The sequence below is a fragment of the Micromonospora sp. NPDC000316 genome, from assembly GCF_042898885.1.
Lineage (GTDB): Bacteria > Actinomycetota > Actinomycetes > Mycobacteriales > Micromonosporaceae > Micromonospora.
In genome coordinates this window covers 411,558-431,759 of the sequence record NZ_JBIAZG010000001.1, presented here as the reverse complement: position 1 = coordinate 431,759, position 20,202 = coordinate 411,558, and the positions used below count along the sequence as shown (strand labels likewise).

General features: G+C 68.9%; 20 protein-coding genes and 1 tRNA gene. 9 read left to right on the top strand and 12 right to left on the bottom strand.

What is annotated here, in order from left to right:
* Positions 1-63: 63 nt before the first annotated feature.
* Positions 64-237, bottom strand: a complete 174-nt coding sequence (locus ACFY2Q_RS02010; RefSeq protein WP_332904324.1) for a hypothetical protein — start codon at positions 235-237, stop codon at positions 64-66.
* The gene (locus ACFY2Q_RS02005) at positions 234-452 is read right to left on the bottom strand and encodes a flavin reductase (protein ID WP_387126637.1); all 219 of its coding nucleotides are present in this window, start codon (positions 450-452) and stop codon (positions 234-236) included. Before ACFY2Q_RS02005 ends, ACFY2Q_RS02010 begins: the two co-directional genes overlap by 4 nt.
* A gap of 373 nt (positions 453-825) precedes the next feature.
* Between ACFY2Q_RS02005 and ACFY2Q_RS02000 the strand changes: the two genes are divergently transcribed.
* From ACFY2Q_RS02000 to ACFY2Q_RS01990, 3 genes are all read left to right on the top strand, one after another.
* Positions 826-1,227: a GntR family transcriptional regulator gene (locus ACFY2Q_RS02000; protein ID WP_387126635.1), complete on the top strand. Its 402-nt coding sequence runs from the start codon at positions 826-828 to the stop codon at positions 1,225-1,227.
* A gap of 664 nt (positions 1,228-1,891) precedes the next feature.
* Entirely contained in the window at positions 1,892-3,070 is a 1,179-nt protein-coding gene (locus tag ACFY2Q_RS01995) for a Fic family protein (RefSeq protein WP_387126633.1), read from the top strand.
* 447 nt (positions 3,071-3,517) lie between these two features.
* The gene (locus ACFY2Q_RS01990) at positions 3,518-5,023 is read left to right on the top strand and encodes a restriction endonuclease (protein WP_387126631.1); all 1,506 of its coding nucleotides are present in this window, start codon (positions 3,518-3,520) and stop codon (positions 5,021-5,023) included.
* 261 nt (positions 5,024-5,284) lie between these two features.
* Here the strand turns inward: ACFY2Q_RS01990 and ACFY2Q_RS01985 are convergent, their stop codons facing one another.
* Together ACFY2Q_RS01985 and ACFY2Q_RS01980 are read right to left on the bottom strand one after the other, a co-directional pair.
* Complete coding sequence (locus ACFY2Q_RS01985; RefSeq protein ID WP_387126630.1) at positions 5,285-5,755, bottom strand: hypothetical protein; 471 nt, start codon at positions 5,753-5,755, stop codon at positions 5,285-5,287.
* Positions 5,756-5,933: 178 nt separating this feature from the next.
* Positions 5,934-6,299 (bottom strand): hypothetical protein, encoded by a 366-nt coding sequence (locus ACFY2Q_RS01980; RefSeq protein WP_387126628.1) that lies wholly within the window; start codon positions 6,297-6,299, stop codon positions 5,934-5,936.
* A gap of 1,113 nt (positions 6,300-7,412) precedes the next feature.
* On the opposite strand from ACFY2Q_RS01980, the gene ACFY2Q_RS01975 reads away from it, so the two are divergent.
* From ACFY2Q_RS01975 to ACFY2Q_RS01965, 3 genes are read left to right on the top strand one after another with little or no spacing between them, the layout of a single operon-like run.
* On the top strand, positions 7,413-8,981 hold the full coding sequence (locus ACFY2Q_RS01975) for a replication initiator (protein ID WP_387126626.1): 1,569 nt from the start codon (positions 7,413-7,415) through the stop codon (positions 8,979-8,981).
* The gene (locus ACFY2Q_RS01970) at positions 8,978-9,175 is read left to right on the top strand and encodes an excisionase family DNA-binding protein (protein ID WP_350815082.1); all 198 of its coding nucleotides are present in this window, start codon (positions 8,978-8,980) and stop codon (positions 9,173-9,175) included. The genes ACFY2Q_RS01975 and ACFY2Q_RS01970 overlap by 4 nt, the downstream gene beginning before the upstream one ends.
* The gene (locus ACFY2Q_RS01965; RefSeq protein WP_387126624.1) at positions 9,175-10,395 is read left to right on the top strand and encodes a tyrosine-type recombinase/integrase; all 1,221 of its coding nucleotides are present in this window, start codon (positions 9,175-9,177) and stop codon (positions 10,393-10,395) included. The genes ACFY2Q_RS01970 and ACFY2Q_RS01965 overlap by 1 nt, the downstream gene beginning before the upstream one ends.
* An 85-nt stretch (positions 10,396-10,480) precedes the next feature.
* Here the strand turns inward: ACFY2Q_RS01965 and ACFY2Q_RS01960 are convergent.
* Positions 10,481-10,552: transfer RNA gene (locus ACFY2Q_RS01960), tRNA-Lys, on the bottom strand.
* A 666-nt stretch (positions 10,553-11,218) separates the two neighbouring features.
* Between ACFY2Q_RS01960 and ACFY2Q_RS01955 the strand changes: the two genes are divergently transcribed.
* A complete protein-coding gene (locus ACFY2Q_RS01955; protein ID WP_387126622.1) occupies positions 11,219-12,301 on the top strand; it encodes an NAD-dependent epimerase/dehydratase family protein in 1,083 nt (360 codons plus the stop codon).
* Positions 12,302-12,344: 43 nt separating this feature from the next.
* On the opposite strand, the gene ACFY2Q_RS01950 is transcribed toward ACFY2Q_RS01955, so the two are convergent.
* The 3 genes from ACFY2Q_RS01950 to ACFY2Q_RS01940 all read right to left on the bottom strand — a co-directional run bounded on the left by ACFY2Q_RS01950 (position 12,345) and on the right by ACFY2Q_RS01940 (position 15,565).
* Positions 12,345-13,541 (bottom strand): hypothetical protein, encoded by a 1,197-nt coding sequence (locus ACFY2Q_RS01950; RefSeq protein ID WP_387126620.1) that lies wholly within the window; start codon positions 13,539-13,541, stop codon positions 12,345-12,347.
* Between the two features lie 62 nt (positions 13,542-13,603).
* On the bottom strand, positions 13,604-14,794 hold the full coding sequence (gene eis / locus ACFY2Q_RS01945) for an enhanced intracellular survival protein Eis (RefSeq protein WP_387126618.1): 1,191 nt from the start codon (positions 14,792-14,794) through the stop codon (positions 13,604-13,606).
* Positions 14,795-14,845: 51 nt separating this feature from the next.
* The gene (locus ACFY2Q_RS01940) at positions 14,846-15,565 is read right to left on the bottom strand and encodes a protein phosphatase 2C domain-containing protein (RefSeq protein WP_357484454.1); all 720 of its coding nucleotides are present in this window, start codon (positions 15,563-15,565) and stop codon (positions 14,846-14,848) included.
* 63 nt (positions 15,566-15,628) lie between these two features.
* On the opposite strand from ACFY2Q_RS01940, the gene ACFY2Q_RS01935 reads away from it, so the two are divergent.
* Complete coding sequence (locus ACFY2Q_RS01935) at positions 15,629-16,705, top strand: LuxR C-terminal-related transcriptional regulator (protein WP_387126616.1); 1,077 nt, start codon at positions 15,629-15,631, stop codon at positions 16,703-16,705.
* 37 nt (positions 16,706-16,742) lie between these two features.
* On the opposite strand, the gene ACFY2Q_RS01930 is transcribed toward ACFY2Q_RS01935, so the two are convergent.
* Positions 16,743-17,303 carry a helix-turn-helix domain-containing protein gene (locus ACFY2Q_RS01930; RefSeq protein ID WP_387126614.1) on the bottom strand — a complete coding sequence of 187 codons (561 nt, stop codon included), beginning with the start codon at positions 17,301-17,303 and terminating at the stop codon, positions 16,743-16,745.
* 52 nt (positions 17,304-17,355) lie between these two features.
* On the opposite strand from ACFY2Q_RS01930, the gene ACFY2Q_RS01925 reads away from it, so the two are divergent.
* Positions 17,356-18,717 carry a benzoate/H(+) symporter BenE family transporter gene (locus tag ACFY2Q_RS01925; RefSeq protein ID WP_387126612.1) on the top strand — a complete coding sequence of 454 codons (1,362 nt, stop codon included), beginning with the start codon at positions 17,356-17,358 and terminating at the stop codon, positions 18,715-18,717.
* A gap of 134 nt (positions 18,718-18,851) precedes the next feature.
* Here the strand turns inward: ACFY2Q_RS01925 and ACFY2Q_RS01920 are convergent, their stop codons facing one another.
* The 3 genes from ACFY2Q_RS01920 to mscL form a co-directional block, all read right to left on the bottom strand.
* The gene (locus ACFY2Q_RS01920; RefSeq protein WP_387126610.1) at positions 18,852-19,259 is read right to left on the bottom strand and encodes a hypothetical protein; all 408 of its coding nucleotides are present in this window, start codon (positions 19,257-19,259) and stop codon (positions 18,852-18,854) included.
* 70 nt (positions 19,260-19,329) lie between these two features.
* Positions 19,330-19,581, bottom strand: coding sequence for a hypothetical protein (locus tag ACFY2Q_RS01915; RefSeq protein WP_387126608.1), 252 nt, complete (start codon positions 19,579-19,581; stop codon positions 19,330-19,332).
* A gap of 111 nt (positions 19,582-19,692) precedes the next feature.
* Entirely contained in the window at positions 19,693-20,166 is a 474-nt protein-coding gene (mscL, locus tag ACFY2Q_RS01910) for a large conductance mechanosensitive channel protein MscL (protein ID WP_387126606.1), read from the bottom strand.
* Positions 20,167-20,202 lie beyond the last annotated feature (36 nt).

Below are 20,202 nucleotides of genomic sequence, written 5' to 3'. Positions count from 1 at the left end.
GTGGTGCTTCACGGCCGGGTTCGGCTGGCACGGTTGCTGTACTTCGCTGCTGTACTGCTGGCGTCAAACGAGGCGCTGGATGCGGACCTTGGGCTGCTCGTTCCGGAGATGGCCTAGCTTGTGCTGGCGGACCTGCTCGTCCCAGACCTCCTGGTCGTAGTCAGGGCCGGGCGGAACCCACCTGTGCGAGCCATCGCTGTAGTGGAACTTCTCGTCGCCGGGTCGAAGGATGCTCATCGGGTCCAGCCGAGGAATCGATGGTGCAGGTGGCCGGCGGGGACGTGGGCCAAGTCTCGGGTGGCGTCGACGAACTGGGCGGCCAGGTAGAGGGCCAGCGATACGGGGGCGCGGTCGTACTCCGCTCCCAGCTCGCGCCGCCGGGTCTGGCAGGGCCAGTCGTCGCCGCAGCCACCGCAGGTCCAGGCGGGCGTGACGGGCAGGTGAGTCGTCATCGCCGCATCTCCTTCGCCGCCGGCTTGGCGGTTGGTCGGGCACCTTGCCGGTCGTCCTCTGCTGGCCAGTGACCTCGATTGATCGGGATCCGATGCGTTGTGCGGCAGGGCAGCTCGCCTCCGCATCGGCAGACCGTCCGCCATCGCTCCCATGACCAGACCGGCCGGTGCCGCCTGGCCAGGGTGAGCGCGACGGCCACCAGGTACTCCTCGTATGAGATGCGAGGCATCGGGCTCCCCCGGCTTCCGGATCAAGGTCGCGGGCATCCCACAGACCGGCTCACGACGCGACGCCGCAGCTCACATCACCGCAACGACGTAGGACTGTAGATACAATAAGATGTAGAGCTGTTGGACACGTAGCGTCACTTTCGTGATCGACCCCAGTGCGGATCGCGCCGTGTTCCGGCAGCTCGCAGACCTCCTGCGAAACCGGATCACGTCTGGCGACCTTGCGCCCGGGGCATCACTGCCTAGCGAGCTGCGGTTGGCTCAGGAGTACGGGCTGAGCCGCACGAGCGTCCGACAAGCGGTAGCACTGCTCCGGTCGGAAGGGCTCGTGATCGTGGAACCGCCGCGCGGCACGTTCGTTCGCGCCGTCGAACCGACCGAGACGGTGACCCTCCTCAAGGGTGACACCGCCACCGCTCGGATGCCTACCCCTGTCGAGCGTCGCGAGCTGGAGATGGGCGAGGGCATCCCTGTCATCGTGATCTTTCGCGCCGACGGCTCCCGCGAGCTGTACGCCGCCGACCGCATCCGCGTAGGCCGCTGACGCAACCTCGGCGAACCCCGGCGGGGGGGGAATGCGGACCGAAGTTGCCGGCTGTTGCCGCCTTCTAGCCGTTCATGCTGGCGAGCAGGTGTGGACCGCTGTCTTTTGACATCCGGCCCCAGTCGGATCGAGGCTTTTGCTGCCTCCTCGCTGCCTCGCTGCTGCCCGACGTCTCGCACGGGATCATCTACTCGTGGGCCTCGTTGCCACCAGCTACAGGGATGGCAGCAAGCAGACGCCGACGAGGGCTGTCACGGTCCCGCTGGTTGCTGTGCTTGATGCTGCCGGGCCGACGCTCTTCAGCTAACCGGGCCGTGCTGAAGGGCGGCACCCGTCGGACCCCTTGCCAGGGCACAGTGTGATACGACGTGCAGCCTCGCTCTCGGGAACTAGTTCCTGCGGCGTGACACCTCGGGCAGGCTGATCTAGCGTTCCGGCCGCGTCGTTGGGGTTCGAAGCCGGACGTTGCTGGGGCCTAGTGCAGGCACAGTCAGCTGGCTACCGGGGCGGCGAACTGCTCCGAGCTGGCGAAGCCCAGCTCGGGGGAGCCTGTCTCCGGGGCACGCATGCAGCCCCGAATGACCAGACATCTCAAGGGACATGGCAGAGGACAAAAAAGGTGCTATAAATCGGAGCACTACCCCCTGAGTCGCGGGAGCCCGCCATGAGCACCACCGCCGCGTCACGGCCCTACCAGCAAACCCACCCCTGGATCTCGTTCAACATCGACCTCAACAAGCTCACCCACAAGACTTGGTTGCTGCTCGGTGAAGCTGAGTCGAAATGTCAGCATGTCGCTGGTGTGCCGCTGCGGCCGGAGGTCGCCAAGGATCTCTACCTCATCTACCTGACCAAGGGCGTCCACGGCACGGCCAGCATCGAGGGGAACACCCTGTCCGAGGACGAGGTGCGCAAGAGGGTCACGGGAGACCTCCCGCTGCCTCCATCACGCGCCTACCTCGGCCAGGAGATCGACAATATCGTTAAGGCGGCCAACTCAATCATCGCTGATGTGCGGCAGCGTCGCCCCATGGAACTCACCCCTGAGCGGATCATGAGCTTCAACCGCCAGGTTCTTGACGGCCTAGAACTCGATGACGACATCGTCCCGGGCGAACTGCGCGAACACCGGGTCGGCGTACTCAACTACCTTGCACCCGCACCCGAAGACTGCGAGTACCTGCTTGAGCGGATGTGCACCTGGCTCAACCAGTTGAACATCGACGACGAAGCGATGACCTTCACGCTCGCCATCCTGAAGGCGATCCTCGCGCACCTCTACATCGCTTGGATTCACCCCTTCGGGGACGGGAACGGACGCACCGCCCGTCTCATCGAGTTCCAGCTGTTAGTCCAGGCGGGGCTTCCTGTTCCGTCGGCGCATCTGCTCTCAGACTTCTACAACAAGACCCGTGCCGCCTACTATCGGGAGTTGGCCCACACGAGTCGCCCGCCGTACCCAGTCGAACGCTTCGTGCACTACGCCGTCCAAGGCTTCGTCGACGAACTACGCGACCAGCTAGCCGTCATTCGAGCTGAGCAGATGCGCGTGACGTGGGAGAACTACGTTCACGAGTCGTTCCGGGACGGGGACAGCCCGGCGAAGCGCCGACAGAAAGCCGTAGTACTGGACCTCACTGGCCAGGAGGGACCGATCCCACCCGGCAAGCTACCTGAGCTGACTCCCCGGCTGGCATTGATGTACGCCGGCAAGGGGGACAAGACCATCAGCCGAGACATCAATGTTCTCGTCCGAATGCGCCTGCTCCGCCGGGTACGGGGCGGCGTAGTCGCCAATATGGACGTCATCAAAGCGTTCCTCCCAGAACGCGCGGAGAACTGACGGCTCGTGAATGCTGCGCTGGCCGAAGCATGACGAGTCAGTGGCCCGGCGCTGGTGCACCGCCTGATCGTCGTGCCGGACACAGTGTCGCGGTTTGCGGTCGTCCGCTCGTGCTCGCCGGTTTGGCTGCTCGCCTGGCTGCCCGGCAGGACCCTGACGCCTCGCTTACAAGTTCTGGGCGCGTCGTCCGGCGGGGTCCCTCCGCGTCCGCGACCTCGGACGGCTGTCTGCGTCCGGCCGTCGGCGGCCGCACTCTTCCCGGCACGTTGCTGTCACCGCTGCTGTCAGCGACCCCTCGGAGAAGCGATCAGATAGAACCGCTTCGAATCGATCTTCACACTGGCCTTCCTGCATCGCAACCACAACTACCGTACGTAGTTCAGTCTTCTCACTGCGTCGCGAGTGCGTTACGGTCATGCCTGTCTATGGAGGACCTTCGGAGGGCGAATGGCGCGACGTAAGGGCCTGATTGCTCAGATGCTCGATGCGCGTAAGCAGGCCAAGAAGCTCCAGGCGCAAGCGGAGGCGCGCTGGCACCGCGAGTTGGTTGCCGAGCAAAAGCGTCAGGAAGCGGAGGCACGCCGCGAGGCTAAGCAAGCCGAGGCTGCGGCAAAGAAGGCCGAGGCAGCGCGCCTGAGGCATGAAGTACAGGCGAAGCGTTTGGCCGACCAAGCGGCGGCGAAGGCAGCGAGAGAGGCCGCCCAACGCGAGCGTGCTGAGGAACGACGTCTAGCTGCCGACGCTCGCGAGAAGGCGCAGGGGGCAGCCGCCACGAAACGCCTGGCGGAGCGGGAGGCACACGCCCATAAGATGGCAGAGGCCGAGTTCCGGACCGAGGCCGTCAGCACGAGGATCGCCGAGTACGCACAGCTGCTAGCCGGGAGGAACAAGCGGGCCGCCGAGTCTGACCTCGAACTTAGGGCGGCTCTGTCGAACGGCGGATCACCCGCGTTTGTTGAGCGTCTACAACACGTCCTCGCTCAGTCGCGATACCCGGAGGGCCTGACAGGCAAGGCCGCCGCTCACTATGACCCTGCCTCCAGGGAGCTGCTCATCGAGTACGAGCTGCCACTACGAGACGTCGTTCCCACCGTGGTCGCTTATCGATACACGACGGCGAAGGGCATGGTTGCTATACCTCGCAAGGAGCCCGAGACTAAGAAGCTGTACGGCGACCTCCTTGCACGGCTGACATTGCGCACCATTGCCGAGACTTTCGAGGCGACATCACCGGACCTCGTCACCAGCATCGTCTTCAACGGCTATGTCTCAACCAAGGACAAGGCGACTGGCCGCGCCATTCGCCCGTTGCTGATGAGCGTGGGTGCGGAGCGAGACAAGTTTGCCGTGGTGCAGCTCGATGAGCCAGAACTGGACCCGGTGCTGTGCCTATGCAGCCATCTGAACGCCATTGTCTCCCCGCACCCGTACGACCTAGAAGGCGTCAGGCCAGTAGTTTCCTTCGACCTTTCAAAGTACAAGTTCGTTGACGAGATGGATGTCGTCGCCGGCTTGGATAGCCGCACAGACCTACTGACACTCTCTCCTGGAGAGTTCGAGCATCTTATCCGCCGTCTCTTCGAGAGCATCGGCATGAAGTCTTGGGTCACGCAAGCCTCCAAGGACGAAGGAGTCGACGGCGTCGCTGTCAATGAGGATCCAATCGTCGGCGGGCTTTGCATTATCCAAGCCAAGCGTTACAGCAAAATCGTCGGCCTTGAAGCCGTCCACGCTCTTGCCGGCGTGATGGATCACAAGCGGGCCGCCAAAGGCGTTCTCGTCACTACGTCGTGGGTGGGCAAAGCGAGCCGCGACTTCGCCGCCGCGAACGGAAGAATAGAAATTATTGAAGGCCGCAATCTCAAACACATGCTGAAAGAGCATCTTGGCCTAGACGTCCTAATCGGCCTGCAAAAGCTTCCGCCGGGCTGGGACAGGGCAGAGTTGGAGTAGGGGCATCCTCATCCGGACCGGATGGTGCCCTCGCTTGAAAGTTCCGAGCCTTTGTCTACCAACGTCTGCCACCTCGGGCGCTCGTCCGTGCGCCGCCGTCGCCAGCTGTCGTCGTGCCGGCTCGTTGCTGTTACCGCCCTCAAGACACACGAGTTAGGAAGGAGTCAGCGGCAGGGTGCGACACAGCGGGTCTACCAGGTGCAACAGGCTGCTTGCCGGCACTTGGAAACTCGATCGTTCCGCGCCGGTTCCGGATCATGCTCAGACACCAAGCGCATGGCGGATAGCGTCCCTGGCAGCGTCTTGCGCTGCGCGGACTTCCTCGTGTTCGATCTCATGCCACGCATACTTGACGGCAGCAGTGAGATAGGAAACGACAGGATCCTCAATTGAGGGGATGAGTAAAATCAAAGCGGTTTCCGCCTGCCTCGCCACCTTAAACGCCTCTCGCATTGCACCGTAGGTCACATCCACGTCTTTTCGAATCTCCTGGCGCTTCTCTTCTTCTTGCACGAACTTCAACTGAGATCTGGTTGAATAATCATTAGTGACTCTCTCCCGATAGTCCTCAACCGCATCCAGATAGCGCAAGGCGGACTTTAGCTTTTCGTCGAAAAGCCGGGAGCGTTGACCAATTTTAGTATCGGCGAGGTATTTTCCGAGAATCCCTATGAGTACGCCAGCCAACCCGCTAGTAGCCGCAATCCATGAATTCAAGATTCCCTCGCTCACCGTTCCGTCAGCGGCAATTGCTCAAAACTCTTAGGTCTATCTTGACTACCGGCCCTTCGGCCGCAATTAGTCGGATAACGAGTAGCGCACGGAAAAGTAGATGACAAGGCCATAAATGATTTGGATTCTGATCAATCTGCGCTGACGGGCATCGCTAGCCCTTTCGGCAGCAGAGGAATCATCTTGCTCGACTAGGCCTACGTAGCGAATCTTTCCCAAGAGCGCCGGGAACGTAAACGCGACCAGCACGCCGACATCTATTGCTGCGGGCAAACCTAGCAGGATCGGATTTTAGGCTCATCCGCCATTTATTAGCGAGCGGATTTAGCTGGAAGTCGTAGTTGCCTACAATAGACAAAGCATATGACTCGACCCCAGCTAAGAAGATTAACCAGAGGAAACCGAATTCGAGTACGTAATAGATGCCCCTGGGGTTTGGATTCACTCCCTTGCTCCAGGGTTTGATGAATGTGAACGCAACACCGATAGCCAACGCCACAACCGGAATGACTTGAGCAATAAGCGCCGCGTATTCCTTGTTCACCCGATCAGGCTATCGAATCGTGGGAGCATACTATTGTCTGATATCTGATTGCAGCTTGCCCGCCATCCCGTCTGCCGTCGACCCGCCCTTCTGGGAGCGGGCCGCCGCCCGGCCCGCCGCGTCAAGCGGACCTTGACACACGTTCGGACGCTGGCGGGTCGGGTGGTGGTCTGCTCGGCTTGCCCGGGTCGTCGGCTGGCGGGATGGCTCGCGCAACCACCCACGGACCGCAACCCGCCGACGGGGTTGCAACCATCTCGGAGCCCGAGCGCCCCCGCCGGAGGCGCAGTAACCGCAGCCCCGCGACCCCGCCAGTTCGCCGACGCGGCCGGCGTGCGCTCCCTATACGGCGCGGGCTCGTGGCCGCGCGGCCCGGCCGGCTGCCGGCCCACCCCTACCCGGTCAACGCCCCTGTCGTTCTGCGGCGGCCCCTTGGGCTTCCCGCTTCCGCGCCAGCCGGCGGGCGTGTTGCGTGGCCGGAGTCGGAGCGCCAGCGGAGCGACGGACGCGCGCCCAGGCGGCGGCGCGTGCGGCCCGTTCAGGGCCGCCTTGATAGACGTACAGAAAGTCTTCCCACACCGGCCGGCAGCCGACCGTCCCACCCCGGCCGCAGGAGTCACGATCGGTTGACGTGTCGGTACCCGGTGCTACGCTGGCGCTCGTCGAGCACGCTAGCGCGGCCTTCCTGCCGGATCGCTGGACTCGACTTCGGAGACCGAGCGGCCTTCCTGCCGCTGATGCGGGCCATGTCCCGTCGGCTCTCGATCGCACCGGCCGTTGTGCCGGCCTCCCGAATCCGCTGAGCGGCCCAGCACGGTTTTCCCCGCCGTCCTCGATGGCCCGGATTCGTACCTCTCCACGGGTGGGGGCAGCCTGCGGCAACCCGCCGGATGCCGGTATCCCAGGCTCCCCACCCGTGCCAGTCCAAGGCTTACTCAGCGCGAAAGGACACGACTCATCGGCGGGAAGTGGCACGACCACGCTTCCGTCCTCCGGCGTCAGCCGCCCTCTCGGCGGTGCCAGGAGACACGACGAACACCACCAGCGGAGAGACGTCCATGGCTGGTGGTGCTTCGTCTCCCGTCCCTGCCACCCCCTGATGAGGAGACAGTCGTGTCCACCACCCCGCTCACCCTCTACCGGCCCGGTCTCGTCGTCGGCCGTGACGCTCAGGTCCTGCACCGCGCCGCCTCGCCGGAGTTCTCCGGCTGGCTGGAGCACACCCGCCCCGCCGGCGGCTGTGCTCGCCCGATCCGCCTCACCGGCACCATCGCCGCCGTCGACCGGGACACCGGCCGCATCACCGGCCAGCTGCACACCGACGAACTGCCCGACCGGACGCTTTACAAGGCATGCGGCAACCGCCGCGAATCGGCGTGCCCGGACTGCGCATGGGTCTACCAGGGCGACGCCTACCAAGTCGTCTGTCGCGGCCTGACCGGCGGCAAGGGCGTCCCGGACTCGGTAGGCCGGCACCCGGTCGTCTTCGCCACCTTCACCGCACCGTCCTTCGGCCTGGTCCACCACCGCCACGTCCCCCGCCACACCTGCCGCAACCGGCAGCGCTGCGCCTGCCGACCCGCACCCTGCCGCGCCCGCAGCAACGCCGGCACCTGCCCGCACGGACAGCCCGCGGCGTGCTTCGCCCGCCACGACGCCGACGATTCGCGGCTCGGGCAGCCGTTGTGCCTGGACTGCTACGACCACGCCCACCAGGTCGTATGGAACTACTTCTCCGGCGAGCTGTGGCGGCGCACCAAGCAGGCGATCGAACGCCACCTCGCCGTCCTCTGCCGAAAGCTCGGGATCCCCTTCGTCCCAGTCGTCACGGCCTCGGGCAAGGTCCGCTGGATGCCGCCCGTGCGGGTATCCCACGGCAAGGTCGCGGAGATGCAGCGCCGGGGAGCCGTGCACTTCCATGTCCTCCTGCGCCTCGATGGCATCGACCCCGACGACTTGGACGCGCTCGTGCCGCCGGACGGCATCACCGTCGACGACTTGGAGGAGGCGGTCCACACCGCCGCTTCGCGAATCACCGTCACCACGCCCGCGCATCCGGACCGGCCGCAGGGCTGGTTGGTCGGCTGGGGTGAGCAGGTCGACGTCCGGCGGATCAACACCGCTGGCGACGAGTTGACCGACGGCAAGGTGGCCGCTTACCTGGCGAAGTACGCCACCAAGGCCACGGAAGCCACCGGGCACTCATTGACTCGGGTCACCCCGGCCACGATCGATGACCACGCCGATCCGGAAGGCGACCACGTCGCCCGCCTCATCGACGCGTGCTGGCACCTCGGCCGCCCCACCCACACCGACACGAGCAGTGGCGCCGCAACAGCAGGCGACCGTCAAGACGGCCTTGACGCCAAACCGAACGTCTACGGCGGGCTGCGCCGCTGGGCGCACATGCTCGGCTTCGGCGGCCACTTCCTCACCAAGGCCCGCCGCTACTCCGTCACCTTCGGCCTGCTCCGGGATACCCGCGCCACCTACCGCCGCACCGAGGACGACGAGCCCGCCGAAACGATCACCGTCGGCGCTCTCACCTACGTCGGGTCGGGCTGGCTCAGCGAAGGTGACGCGCTGCTCGCCAATACCGCCGCGAGGCAGCGACGGGAGAGCAGCCGGGTCGGCCGGGAAGAACTCGCTCACGAAGCCTGGCTTCTCGGAGCCGCCGCATGAGCCAGAACCTCACCCCGCGTTGGTACTCGCCCGCCGAGGTCGCCGTGCTGCTCGGCTTCGGCATCTCCAAGGTCAAGATGAAGATCGCCACTGGCGAGCTGCGCTCCATCAAGGATGGCAAGTACCGCCGCATCCTCCCCGAATGGGTCGACGACTACATCCGCGAACAGGTCGAGCGCCAGGAGGCCGCCTGATGCCCGGACGTGCCCGAGCCAACGGTGAAGGGTCGATCTTCCCGTACCGGAACGGCTTCGCCGCGTACGTCTGGGTCGAGAAGCCCGACGGCAAGCGGGGCCGGAAGTGGGTCTACGGCAAGACCCGCGAGGAGGTCCACGACAAGTGGATCAAGCTGCACGGCCAGGCCAAGGCCGGCCCGGTGGCGACTCGCTCCCCGACCGTAGGGGAGTACGCCGGCTACTGGCTGCGCGAGATCGTCAAGCCGAACCTCGCCCCCGGCAGCTACGTCACCTACGAGGTGGTGGTCCGGCTCTACCTCGCGCCGGGGCTGGGTCGGAAGCGGCTCGACAAGCTCCGGGTCAGCGACGTCCAGACCTGGATCAACGAGGTGGGGCGGACCTGCCAGTGCTGTGCCCAGGGCAAGGACGAGCGGCGCAAGCCGATCCGGCGTCGCTGCTGTGCCCTCGGCCGCTGTTGCCGGGATCTGCCCTCCGCAACCAGCGTCACGCACCTGCGGACCGTGTTCCGGACGCTGCTGTCCCAGGCGATCACCGAAGGGCTGATCTCCCGCAACGTGGCGTCCCTGGTGAAGCTGCCCCCGGTGCGGAAGCGCAAGCGGAAGGCGTGGACGAGCGATGAGGCGCGGTGCTTCCTGGAGTCGGCCCGCGCCGATGATGACCCGCTCTATGCCGCGTACGTCCTGGTCCTGGTGCTCGGTCTGCGCAAGGGCGAGATGTTGGGGCTCACCTGGGCGGACGTCGACCTGGACGTGGGGGAGTTGACCATCGATCGTCAGCTTCAGCGAGTCGGTGCCGAGCTGCTGCACCGGGAGACGAAGACGGCCGCCTCGGACGCCACCCTGCCGCTGCCGGACATCTGCACCGTGGCGCTCGGCCGCCGCCGCACCGCGCAGACTGCCGCCCGGGATGCCGCTGGCCCGGCCTGGCAGCCGTCGGATCTCGTCTTCACCACCCGCTACGGGCGGCCGGTCGAGCCGCGCAACTTCAACCGCTTCTGGGATCGGCGCTGCGACGCCGCAGGCGTCCGGCGGATCACGGTGCGGGACGCTCGGCGGACCTGCGCCTCGCTCCTGGCGGACCTTGACGTGCACCCCCGGGTGGCGATGCAGATCCTGAGGCACGCCCAGTTCGCCATCACGATGGAGATCTACACGGTGGTGTCCTCGGCGGCCACCCGCGACGCCCTCAAGCGGCTCGGCAGCGCATTGGACCGGTGAGGCGGCTACTGCTGTACTTCGCTGCTGTACGAGCCGTGCTGACAAAGACAGCGACCCCACAAAGGGCCGCTGACCTGCGTAAGAGTGGGCCGCCAGGGACTCGAACCCTGAACCTATGGATTAAAAGTCCACAGCTCTGCCATTGAGCTAGCGGCCCGCGCGCTCAGGTTACCCGACAGTCCCCGCCAGCGACTCTCGGCTTCCCGCCGGCCGTCGATGCCTGACCGTACCCCCTCGGGCCACGCCTGATCATCACCAGTTCGGCGACCTGGCGGTGTCTGGGGCGCCGGATACCGCAACGTCGGGGACGTGGAGTGGATCATGCGATATCGCCCTGTCGCTGTGCATGGCTGGGGGCGGCTGGGGAACCGGTTGGAGCATGGGAGTGAGCGGCAGCCCGGCCGTGGCGGCGTCCGGGGAGGAGATCGGGCCGGACGGCGTACGACAGCCGGGTGGGGAGGTGCACGCCTGGCTGCCGGCCAGAACCAGACCGTTTGCGGCCTGGCCCTCAGCCGGACCCGGTTGCGCCGCTTCCCGCATGTGCGTTTCGAATACTCGGGCACGGACGTGCTCACCGAGGCCGACGCGGTGGGCTGGATCTGCCCGCGCTGCCTGGCGGCCACGGCTGGCCGGCGTGGCAAGGAGAAGCACGGCTGGGTCCGGAACTCCCCTCGACCTTGATCGACTCGGCTTCCTGGAAGGCGGGGTATCCGAGTGGCCGGGATGCCCCGGTTCCCAGGAAACCGAGTCGATCAAGACGGCAGCGCGCCGGGCTGGGGCTGGGTGGCGGTTGAGCTGCTGCTGGGCGGGTACGGGGTCGGACATGCGGATCGTGGTGGTGGGGGCGAGCGGCAACGTCGGTACGGCGGTGCTGCGTCGGCTGCGCCGGGAACGGGGCGTGGAGTTGGCAGGGGTGGCCCGGCGGTTGCCCGGCCCCGATGCCGGCACGCCGTACGACCAGGTGGAGTGGCACTCGTGCGACATCGGCGCGCCGGGTGCGGTGGGGCAGTTGACCGAGGTGTTCGCCGGCGCGGACGCGGTGGTGCACCTGGCGTGGCAGATCCAACCCAGTCACGACCAGCGGGTGCTGCGCCGGACGAACGTCGACGGCAGTCGGGCCGTGATCGATGCGGTGGTCCGGGCGGGTGTGCCGGCTCTGGTGTACGCCTCGTCGGTCGGCACCTACGCGCCCGGCCCGAAGGACCACCCGATCAGCGAGCGCTGGCCGGCCACAGGGGTGCCCGGGTCGTCGTACAGCGAGCACAAGGCGGAGGTCGAGGCGCTGCTGGACGGGGTCGAGCGGGAGCACCCGACGCTGCGGGTGGTCCGGCTGCGACCCGGGTTGATCTTCCAGAGGGACGCCGGTACGGAGATCACCCGCTACTTTCTCGGCCCGTTGGCACCTGTGCGGCTGTTGCGCTTCGGCCGGATCCCGCTGGTGCCCACCAACCGGCGGCTGCGGATGCAGGCGGTGCATGCCGACGATGTGGCTGACGCGTACACCAGGGCGGTTATGGGTGATGCGCGCGGAGCTTTCAATGTCGCAGCGGACCCGGTGCTGACTCCGGAGCTGGTGGCCCGGCACTTCCACGGCTGGACGGTGCCGGTCGCGGCGCCGGTGCTGCGGGTGGCGGCGGCGCTGACGTGGCGGGCGCGGCTGCAACCTGTCGACGCCGGCTGGGTGGAGTTGGGCCTGAACGCGCCGCTGATGTCCAGCGAGCGCGCGGAGACCGAGCTGGGCTGGCAGCCCAGGGTCGATGCGCTCACGGCGCTCAAGGAACTGCTCCTGGGGATGGCCGGAGGCGACCACACGGGCAGCCCGCCGCTGTCCGCAGCACCCACCCTGCCGGGCCGCCCCGCAGGCCTCCTGCACGCCCGCCCCGCAGGCCAAGGAAACCCCTACTGACCCGCCCGCCCCGCCCCGAGGTGGGTCCGGTGTGCGGGGGCCGTTAGGTCAGTTTTGCGTTCGTTACCGTGGGGTTGCGGGCGCCCAGGAAGAAGATGCCGGGGTAGCCGCGGGTCTCGAACTTGCCGCTGGGGTTGCGGCGCAGGGTCGATTTTTCGATCTTCATCGTGCCGGTGCGGTCGTTGCTGACGAAGAAGACCGCGCCGCCGCCCTCGTTGGCCCTGTTGTTCTCGATGATGGTGCCGGCGATCCGGACTGTGAACTCGTTGCCGTCGCAGTAGATCGCGCCGCCGCTGCCGCCACCCGGCGTGCCGGACTTGGCCGGGTTGGCGCCGTTGCCGATGGCCTCGTTGTCTCTGAGCAGGCTGTTGAGTACCACCCACGACACGCCGATGCTGCTCAGCGCGCCTCCGTTCGAGCAGGAGCCGCCGTCGAAGGTGCTGCCCACCACGTACACCGGCTTGCTGTCGTATTGGCTGAGCACCCGGACGGCCGCGCCACCCAGGTCGGGGCCGGTGCGGTCGCAGCGGTTGTCGACGAAGCGCGAGTTGACGACCTTCAACCGCCCGCCGCGTACGAAGATGGCACCGCCACCGCCACCCTCGGCTTTGTCGCCCGTGGAGTTGCCGTCGGCGAACGTCAGGTTCTGCACGGTGAGCTGCGGGTGGTCCTGGTTCTGGCAGTGCGAGGTGGTCCAGCCCTGGGCGCTGTCGCAGGTGTTCATGTAGAGGATGCGCCGCTTCCCCTGACCGCTCAGGGTGACCCTGCCGCCGCCGTCGAGCACGACCTTCGGCCCATTGGCGTTGCGGACCTTCGCGGTGGCGGCCATCTTGATCGTCACCGGGGCAGGCCCACAGTCGAACGTGATGACGCCGCCCGCCGCCACGGCCTTCACCACCGCCGCGGAGGTGCAGCTCGTCGGGGTGCCCGTGCCGATGGTCCGGGTCGGCTTCGAGGTGTCCACCGCGCGTGCCTCCGCCGGCACTGTGGCGTTGCCGTTCGGGTTGCCGGCCGCGAGCGCCTTAGCCGCAGGCTTCGGGCTCGGGCTGGGGCTCGCGCTGGCCCCAGGGCCGCCGAGACCGTCGCGGCCGGCCGGTGCGACGCCCTGGTCGCCGGTCACCAGACCCTCCGGCGCGTCGGACGGCGCGGCGACCGGTGCCGGCGTGTCGGGCGCGCAGGCGGGCAGGGTCGCGGTGGCGACACCGAGGACGAGCAGGGCGGCAAGCGACGACAGGCGCACCCCGTGATGCTAGGAGCCGCGACGGCCTCCGGACGAATCCGCCATGCCGTCTTAACCAGCTGCTAAAAGTCGGCGAAGAGGTACGGCACCCGGCGCGGGAAGATGCCGCGCAGCTCGGCGGCGGCATCGACAGGTACGTCGCCCAGCCCGCGCAACGGCAGCTCGGCGGGGTCCAGCACCCCGTACGCCAGGGCGGAGAGCCCGGCCGCGGTGAGCGTGGCCGTGGGGGCCCGGCCGCCGGTGTCGCTGACCAGCTCCAGCGCGCCGGTCGTGCCGTCCAGCAGGTGGGTGCCGGCCAGCCACCGGTCCCCGGTCAGCTCGACCCGCACCCGACCTGGCCCGACGGACAGACCGTTGAGCGCGTCCAGCGACAACAGTCGCGCCATCGGGGCGGATGCGCCCGGCCGGCCCGCCCGCGCCTCGATGTGCACGTCCAGGTCGGTGAGCCACAGCTCCGGCAACTCGTCCGGCGGGACCTGGACGCTGACCCGGTCGACCTGATCGACGTGCCGGGCGAGGAACTGCAACAGCAGCGCCCGCGCGAGCGGATCGGTGACCAGCAGCTCGTTGCCGTGCAGCGTGCCGCCGTGGCCGTCGATCCGGTAGGTGAGCGCGCCTGTGACCTCGCCGTCCACCCGTGCCGTGAGCAGCCAGTACTCGTCCCGGTCGCGCAGGCCGACGTCCCGATAGTCCGGGAAGATCGAGAAGCCGTGCCGTTCCTTTAGGCAGCGCTCGGTGAACGCGCGCCACGCGGGATAACCGGCGCGGATCCGCTCCCAGCCCACCTCGCCGGGCAACTCGGCGCGAACCAGCGACCCCAGATCCGCCGGGGTGAACGTGACAGTGCGTGGCTTGGGCAGCCCGGTGTAGCCGAACCGGGCGTAGAAGCTGGGCCGAAACGGGTAGAGCGCGCTGAGCAGGTGCCCCTCGTCGCGCATCTCGTCGAGGAGTTGGTGCAGCAGCCCTCGGACGTGCCCCTGCCGGCGGGCCAGCGGATGGGTGGCCACGCCGGCGACGCCGGCCATCGACAGCACCGACCCGCGCAGGTTCTGCCGCATCGGGATGGCCGAGGCGGCAGCCAGCGTCTCGCCGCCCTCCTCGACCACGAGCGTCGTGTTGCCCTGGTGATAGGGCAGGTAGTCGCGGAACTCCTCGACCCGGGCGGCACCCATCGGCGACGCCTCGAAGGCGTACGCGGCCAGCGGGAAGCTGGTGGTGAGACGTTCGTCGGCGGTCACCCGTCGGATGGTCATCCGCCCATCCCAACCGGTGCCGGCATCCGCCGCAACCGGATTGCGCCCAGGTCAGCGGGTCGTGACGTCGGAGACCACGACTGTGACGTTGTCCGGCGCGCCAGCGTGGTGGGCGAGCTTCACCAACTGCTCACCGCACTGCTGGCGGTCGACGTACATGCCCAGCGTCGCCGCGATCGCCTCGTCCTCGACGTAGTCGGAGAGCCCGTCGCTGCACAGCAGCAGCCGGTCGCCGGGAACCACGGTGAGCACACCGACCGCCGGCGGCGTGTCGGCGCCCTGCACGGCCCGGGTCACCAGGGACCGCTGCGGGTGGTGCCGGGCCTGCTCGGGGGAGAGCGTGCCTTGGTCGACAAGCGCCTGGACGAATGTGTCGTCCCGGGTGAGCTGGGTCAGCTCCCCGTCGCGCAGCAGGTAACAGCGGGAGTCGCCGACCTGGGCCAGCACCAGCGTGTCGCCCGCCAGCAGCGCCGCGGTGAGCGTGGTGCCCATCCCCTCCCGGGCCGGGTCGACGGTGATGGCGGCGTGGATGCGTTGGTTGGCGGTGCTGACCACGGCACGCAGGGCGTCGGCGGCCCCGTCGGGGTCAGTGGGCGGAGCCAGCTCGTCCAGGATCCGGATCACGATCTCGCTCGCCACCTCACCCGCGGGCAGCCCGCCCATGCCGTCGGCGACGGCGATCAGGCGGTCACCGGCGAGGGCGGAGTCCTCGTTGTTGGTGCGAACCAGACCGATGTCGTTGAGGATGACCGAGCGGAGGATCAGCGTCATGGGGTCAAGCTTGCCAAGAACACCCCGCCTTCGTCTCTACGCACTACTGCGTAGGGTGAAGAAATGATGCCGGTGTCCATGGTTGGGCGTGCCGGCGAGCTCGCCGAGCTCGACCGGGCCTGGCCCGCCGTGGCGTCGCTGCGCCGCTCGACACCGACCGTCGCGGTGCTCACCGGCGTGGCGGGGGTGGGCAAGAGTTTGCTGGTCGCAGCCGCCGTGGACGCCTTCACCCCACGTCCCGCGCTGATCCTCTCCGGCGCTGCCCGGGTGCACGGCCCCGCGCCGTACGACTGGTTGGCGGCGGTGCTCACCGGTCGGGACACCAGCCGGCTCGGCCTGCCGTCGGACGCGCTGGCCTGGTTGGCTCAGCAGCCCACCGCACCCCGCGAGCGGTACGCGCCGGGCACCCTGCTGCGCCTCGCCGTGCGGACCGTCCAGTTGCTGGTCGGCGCCGGCCCGGCCGTGCTGGTCGTGGACGACCTCCACGCGCTCGACCCGGCCAGCGTCAACCTGGTCGGTGAGCTGGCCACCGTGGCCGACCTGCCGGCTCTGCTGGTGGTGGCGAGCCGACCGCCGGCCGACGCGGTGGCACCGGAGCTCACCCGCCGCGCGCTGGCCCGGCTCAGCGGCGTCCGCGGCGCCGTCCGCCAGCACCTCGGCCCGCTTCGCCCGGCCGAGGTCGCCGAGGTCCTGACCCAGGTGTACGCGGACAGCAACCCTTCGCGTCGGCTGGTCGCCTCGGTGTGGCGGTGCACCGGCGGCAACCCCTACGCGCTGACCGAGCTGCTGGCCGCGCACGCGGGGGAAGGGCCGGAAGCGCTGCTCCGGCGGCTGCCCGGCCCGCGCCAGGCGGCGGCACCGGTCGATCCCGCGTCGGCGCTCGCCCCGCTCGCGGCGGTCGACGTGCCGTCCGACGTGCCGCTCGACCCGGAGTTGACCGCCCGGGAGGTCGAGGTGCTGGGCTGCCTGGTCGCCGGCATGTCCAACAAGCAGGTCGCGAAGGCGCTCGGCATCTCGGTACGCACGGTCACCGTGCACGTGTCCAACCTGCTGCGCAAGACCGGCTCGGTGTCGCGTACCGAGGTGGCGCTCTGGGCGGTCCGGCGCCGGCTGCCGGTGCCGACCCCGGTCGACGGCTGAGCCACCCTCGGCCGGTCTCGCGTCGAGCGGCCCTTGCTCAGCGGCGCGGGTAGCGCAGCAGCAGGCTCGCGGCGACCTCCTCGTCGCCGACGGCCGTGTAGCTGTGTGGCACGTCGGAGACCCAGCGGAGGTGCCCGCCGGCCGGCACGGTCAGCGGCGCGTCGGCCGGGCCGGCGCGCAGCACGCCGGCGAAGACTGTGACGTGTTCGGTGACCCCCGGCTGGTGCGCGGGGGAGAGCTGCCCCGGGCCGGGCGCGACGCGCATCCGGTACAGCTCGTAGGTGGCGTCGGTGTCGGTGAACACCTCCAGCAGGGTGGCGGTGACCGCGGTGCCGTGCACGGTGGCTGCGGCGGCCGGCTCGGCCAGCACGGCGGTCAGTGGCACCCCGAGCTGTGCGGTGACCGCCCAGAGCGTCTCCAGGGTCGGGTTGCGGGTGCCGTGCTCCAGGCCGGAGAGGGTGGCCTTTCCGATGCCGGCCAGGCGGGCCAGTGTGGACAGCGAGATGCCCCGCTCCTCGCGCAGGGCACGGACCCGCCGGCCGACGATGGCGGGATCCACGTCGAGGCCCGGACGGCGGGCTGGTGGTGGGTGCGGCATCCGGCTATCGTGCTACACGCTGTCGTTCCGTAAACGGAACAGGAGGGGTGGGATGGCCGGTCGGGCTCAACCGTTGCTGGCCGGCGGGGTGGCCGCGCTGGTCGGCTTCGCCAGCTCGTTCACCGTCGTGCTGGCCGGGTTCCGCGCGGTGGGCGCGTCGGACGCGCAGGCGGCCTCCGGTCTGCTGGCCCTCTGCGTGGCGTGCGGGCTCGCTGCCGCCTGGCTGGGCTGGCGGCACCGGATACCGATGAGCGTGGCGTGGTCGACCCCGGGTGCGGCGCTGCTGGTGGCGACGGGGCCGCCGCCGGGCGGGTGGCCGGTCGCGGTGGGCGCGTTCCTCGTCGCCGGCCTGCTGATCGTCGCGGCCGGGTTGTTTCCGCCCCTCGGCCGGGCGGTTGCCGCCATCCCCAAGCCGGTGGCCGGCGCGATGCTCGCCGGTGTGCTGCTGCCGCTCTGCACCGCTCCGTTCCGCGCGCTTGTCGAACTGCCCACGGTGGCCGGCCCGGTGGTGGTCGGCTGGCTGCTGCTGCACCGGTTCGCCCGCCGCTGGGCGGTGCCGGGCGCGCTGCTGGTGGCGGTGGCGGCGATCGCGCTGACCGCACCGCCGGCCGGTCTGACCGGGGTCACGCTCATCCCGTCGGTAACCCTCACCGCGCCGGCCTGGAACGCGTCCGCGCTGGTCGGGCTCGCCCTCCCGCTGTTCCTGGTCACCATGGCCGCGCAGAACGTACCCGGCATGGCGGTGCTGGTCGGCTACGGCTACCGACCGCCGTTCGGCGCCGCGCTGCGGGCCACCGGGCTGGCCAGCCTGCTGGCCGCACCGGCCGGCGGGCACGGCGTGAACCTCGCGGCGATCACGGCCGCGCTCGCCGCCAGCCCCGACGCGCATCCGGACCCCGAGCGCCGGTGGATCGCCTCGGTCACCGCCGGCATCGGGTTGGCCCTGCTCGGGCTGGGCGCCGGCGTGGCCACCGCGCTGGTCGCGGTCGCCCCGCCGATCCTCATCGAGGCGGTCGCCGGGCTGGCCCTGCTCGGCGCGCTCGGCACCGCGCTCGCCTCGGCGGTGGCCGAGCCAGCGACGCGGGAGGCCGCCGTGGTCACCTTCGTGGTGACCGCCTCCGGGGTGACGCTGATCGGCGTGGGCGGCGCGTTCTGGGGCCTGGTCGCCGGCTGCCTGATGCTGCTGCTCTTCCACCGCCGCCGCCCCGCCGAGCCCGCCTCGCCCACTGCGCCCGAGTCCGCCGCGCCCGCCGCGCCCAGCGAGCCTGCCGAGTCTGCCGCGCCCACCGAGTCTGCCGCGCCCACCGAACCTGCCGCGCCCGCTGAGCCTGCCGCGACTGCGGCCCCGGAGAGACCCACACGAGATCGGCGAAGTGGGGCTGTCCCCGTCGACCGGACACCCCAACACCATTGATCCACTCCAGGTCGCCGACATGGCGGTATCCAAGCTCCGAGACACCCCCACATCGCCGACATGGAGTCGATCACCGGCCCGGCCCGGCCCGGCCCGGCCCGGCGGGGGTGGCGTCGCCCTGCGGCGGTGGTGGGCTACTCCTCGCGCGGGAGGTCGGCCACGCCGACGGTGAGGCGTACCCTGCCGTCCGCGACGGTGGCGATCCGGTCGGCTGGGACGTACACGGCGTCGACCTGGGTCGACTCGGTGGAAACCTTCAGGTAGCCGGTGTGCAGCAGACGTGCCGCCAGGTCAGCCGGAACGTCCGGCTCTTCCACGGCGGTCGCCTCGATCAACTCGTTCAGGCTGCTGCCCGGGTCGGCCGAACCCGGCCCGGCGGACGTGCCGTGATGGTCGGTGGTCGGCGACTGCACGGTCACCGCGTTCGGGTCACCCCGCTGGACGAGGTCCACGGTGCCGACCTCGGTGCCCGCGACGTCGATCACCGGCATTCCGGTGGTGATCCGCGAGATGGTCGCCTGCTGCTCGTCCTGCTGGTCCATCTCTTCGCGGTTCCCAGCGTGATACGCCGCTAAACGCCGCCGCCAACCCGCCCGGTGGCGGTAGCGGCAGTCAGCTGTTCGGGAGGGCCCAGCCACCCGGTGGACGTGGGGACAGCTCCCGCCAGGTGTCCGGGCCGTCGAGCAGCGCCCGGATGGTCTCCTCGGCCTCGTCCGCGCTGCCGTACTCGTAGAACTTGGAGATGCCCTCGGCGCCGCCGGCCCGCTGCTCGACGTGCCACCGGTCGGCGTCCACCCGCAGGAAGATGTCCCGCCGGGCGAGCCGTCCCCATTTCCCGTTCCACAAGTGCTTGCGCTGCTCCATGGCCGGACTCTATCGAACACACGTACGAGAAAGTGCGGCCCCTGCGGGAATCCCGCAGGGGCCGATGTGCATCCGACGGCGCCTACCGCAACGCAGCAGCGCAGGTCGCGGTCAGCGCGGCGCTGGCGGCTCGGTGCGGCGACCCAGCACGTCGTCAAGTGCCCCGCGCTGCTGGCCCGGCGTGGTGTGGCCGGCGGAGACCAGCGCGTCCCGGATTTCGGTGAGCAGCTTGACCTCCTCGCTCGGCGCGGAGGGCGGCGGCTCCTCGCCGCGCTTGCGCCGCTCGGCCAGCCGGTTCATCGGGTAGACGACCAGGAAGTAGAGCGCCAGCGCGGTCAGCAGGAAGGTGATGGCCGCGTTGACGAACGCCACCCAGTCGAACTGGATGCCACGGAACTCGGGGGTCGAGCCGCTGAGGCCGTCCTTGCTCCCGGTGATCAACACGATGATCACGCGGACAAGTGGTTCGAGGAACGACTTGGTGAGCTGGGTGACCACGCCCGTGAACGCGGCACCGATGACGACACCGACCGCCAGGTCGACGACGTTGCCGCGCATGATGAAGTCTTTGAAGCCCTTGAACATCCATACTCCTGAGGTGGCCCGTTTCCGTCGGGGACA

Excerpts from the sequence above, each read along its gene's own strand:
- ACFY2Q_RS02010 (WP_332904324.1), bottom strand. The coding sequence starts at position 237 with ATGAGCATCCTTCGACCCGGCGACGAGAAGTTCCACTACAGCGATGGC.
- ACFY2Q_RS02005 (WP_387126637.1), bottom strand. The coding sequence starts at position 452 with ATGACGACTCACCTGCCCGTCACGCCCGCCTGGACCTGCGGTGGCTGC.
- ACFY2Q_RS01995 (WP_387126633.1), top strand. The coding sequence starts at position 1,892 with ATGAGCACCACCGCCGCGTCACGGCCCTACCAGCAAACCCACCCCTGG.
- ACFY2Q_RS01990 (WP_387126631.1), top strand. The coding sequence starts at position 3,518 with ATGGCGCGACGTAAGGGCCTGATTGCTCAGATGCTCGATGCGCGTAAG.
- ACFY2Q_RS01970 (WP_350815082.1), top strand. The coding sequence starts at position 8,978 with ATGAGCCAGAACCTCACCCCGCGTTGGTACTCGCCCGCCGAGGTCGCC.
- ACFY2Q_RS01965 (WP_387126624.1), top strand. The coding sequence starts at position 9,175 with ATGCCCGGACGTGCCCGAGCCAACGGTGAAGGGTCGATCTTCCCGTAC.
- ACFY2Q_RS01955 (WP_387126622.1), top strand. The coding sequence starts at position 11,219 with ATGCGGATCGTGGTGGTGGGGGCGAGCGGCAACGTCGGTACGGCGGTG.
- eis (WP_387126618.1), bottom strand. The coding sequence starts at position 14,794 with ATGACCATCCGACGGGTGACCGCCGACGAACGTCTCACCACCAGCTTC.
- ACFY2Q_RS01940 (WP_357484454.1), bottom strand. The coding sequence starts at position 15,565 with ATGACGCTGATCCTCCGCTCGGTCATCCTCAACGACATCGGTCTGGTT.
- ACFY2Q_RS01935 (WP_387126616.1), top strand. The coding sequence starts at position 15,629 with ATGATGCCGGTGTCCATGGTTGGGCGTGCCGGCGAGCTCGCCGAGCTC.
- ACFY2Q_RS01930 (WP_387126614.1), bottom strand. The coding sequence starts at position 17,303 with ATGCCGCACCCACCACCAGCCCGCCGTCCGGGCCTCGACGTGGATCCC.
- ACFY2Q_RS01925 (WP_387126612.1), top strand. The coding sequence starts at position 17,356 with ATGGCCGGTCGGGCTCAACCGTTGCTGGCCGGCGGGGTGGCCGCGCTG.
- ACFY2Q_RS01920 (WP_387126610.1), bottom strand. The coding sequence starts at position 19,259 with ATGGACCAGCAGGACGAGCAGCAGGCGACCATCTCGCGGATCACCACC.
- ACFY2Q_RS01915 (WP_387126608.1), bottom strand. The coding sequence starts at position 19,581 with ATGGAGCAGCGCAAGCACTTGTGGAACGGGAAATGGGGACGGCTCGCC.
- mscL (WP_387126606.1), bottom strand. The coding sequence starts at position 20,166 with ATGTTCAAGGGCTTCAAAGACTTCATCATGCGCGGCAACGTCGTCGAC.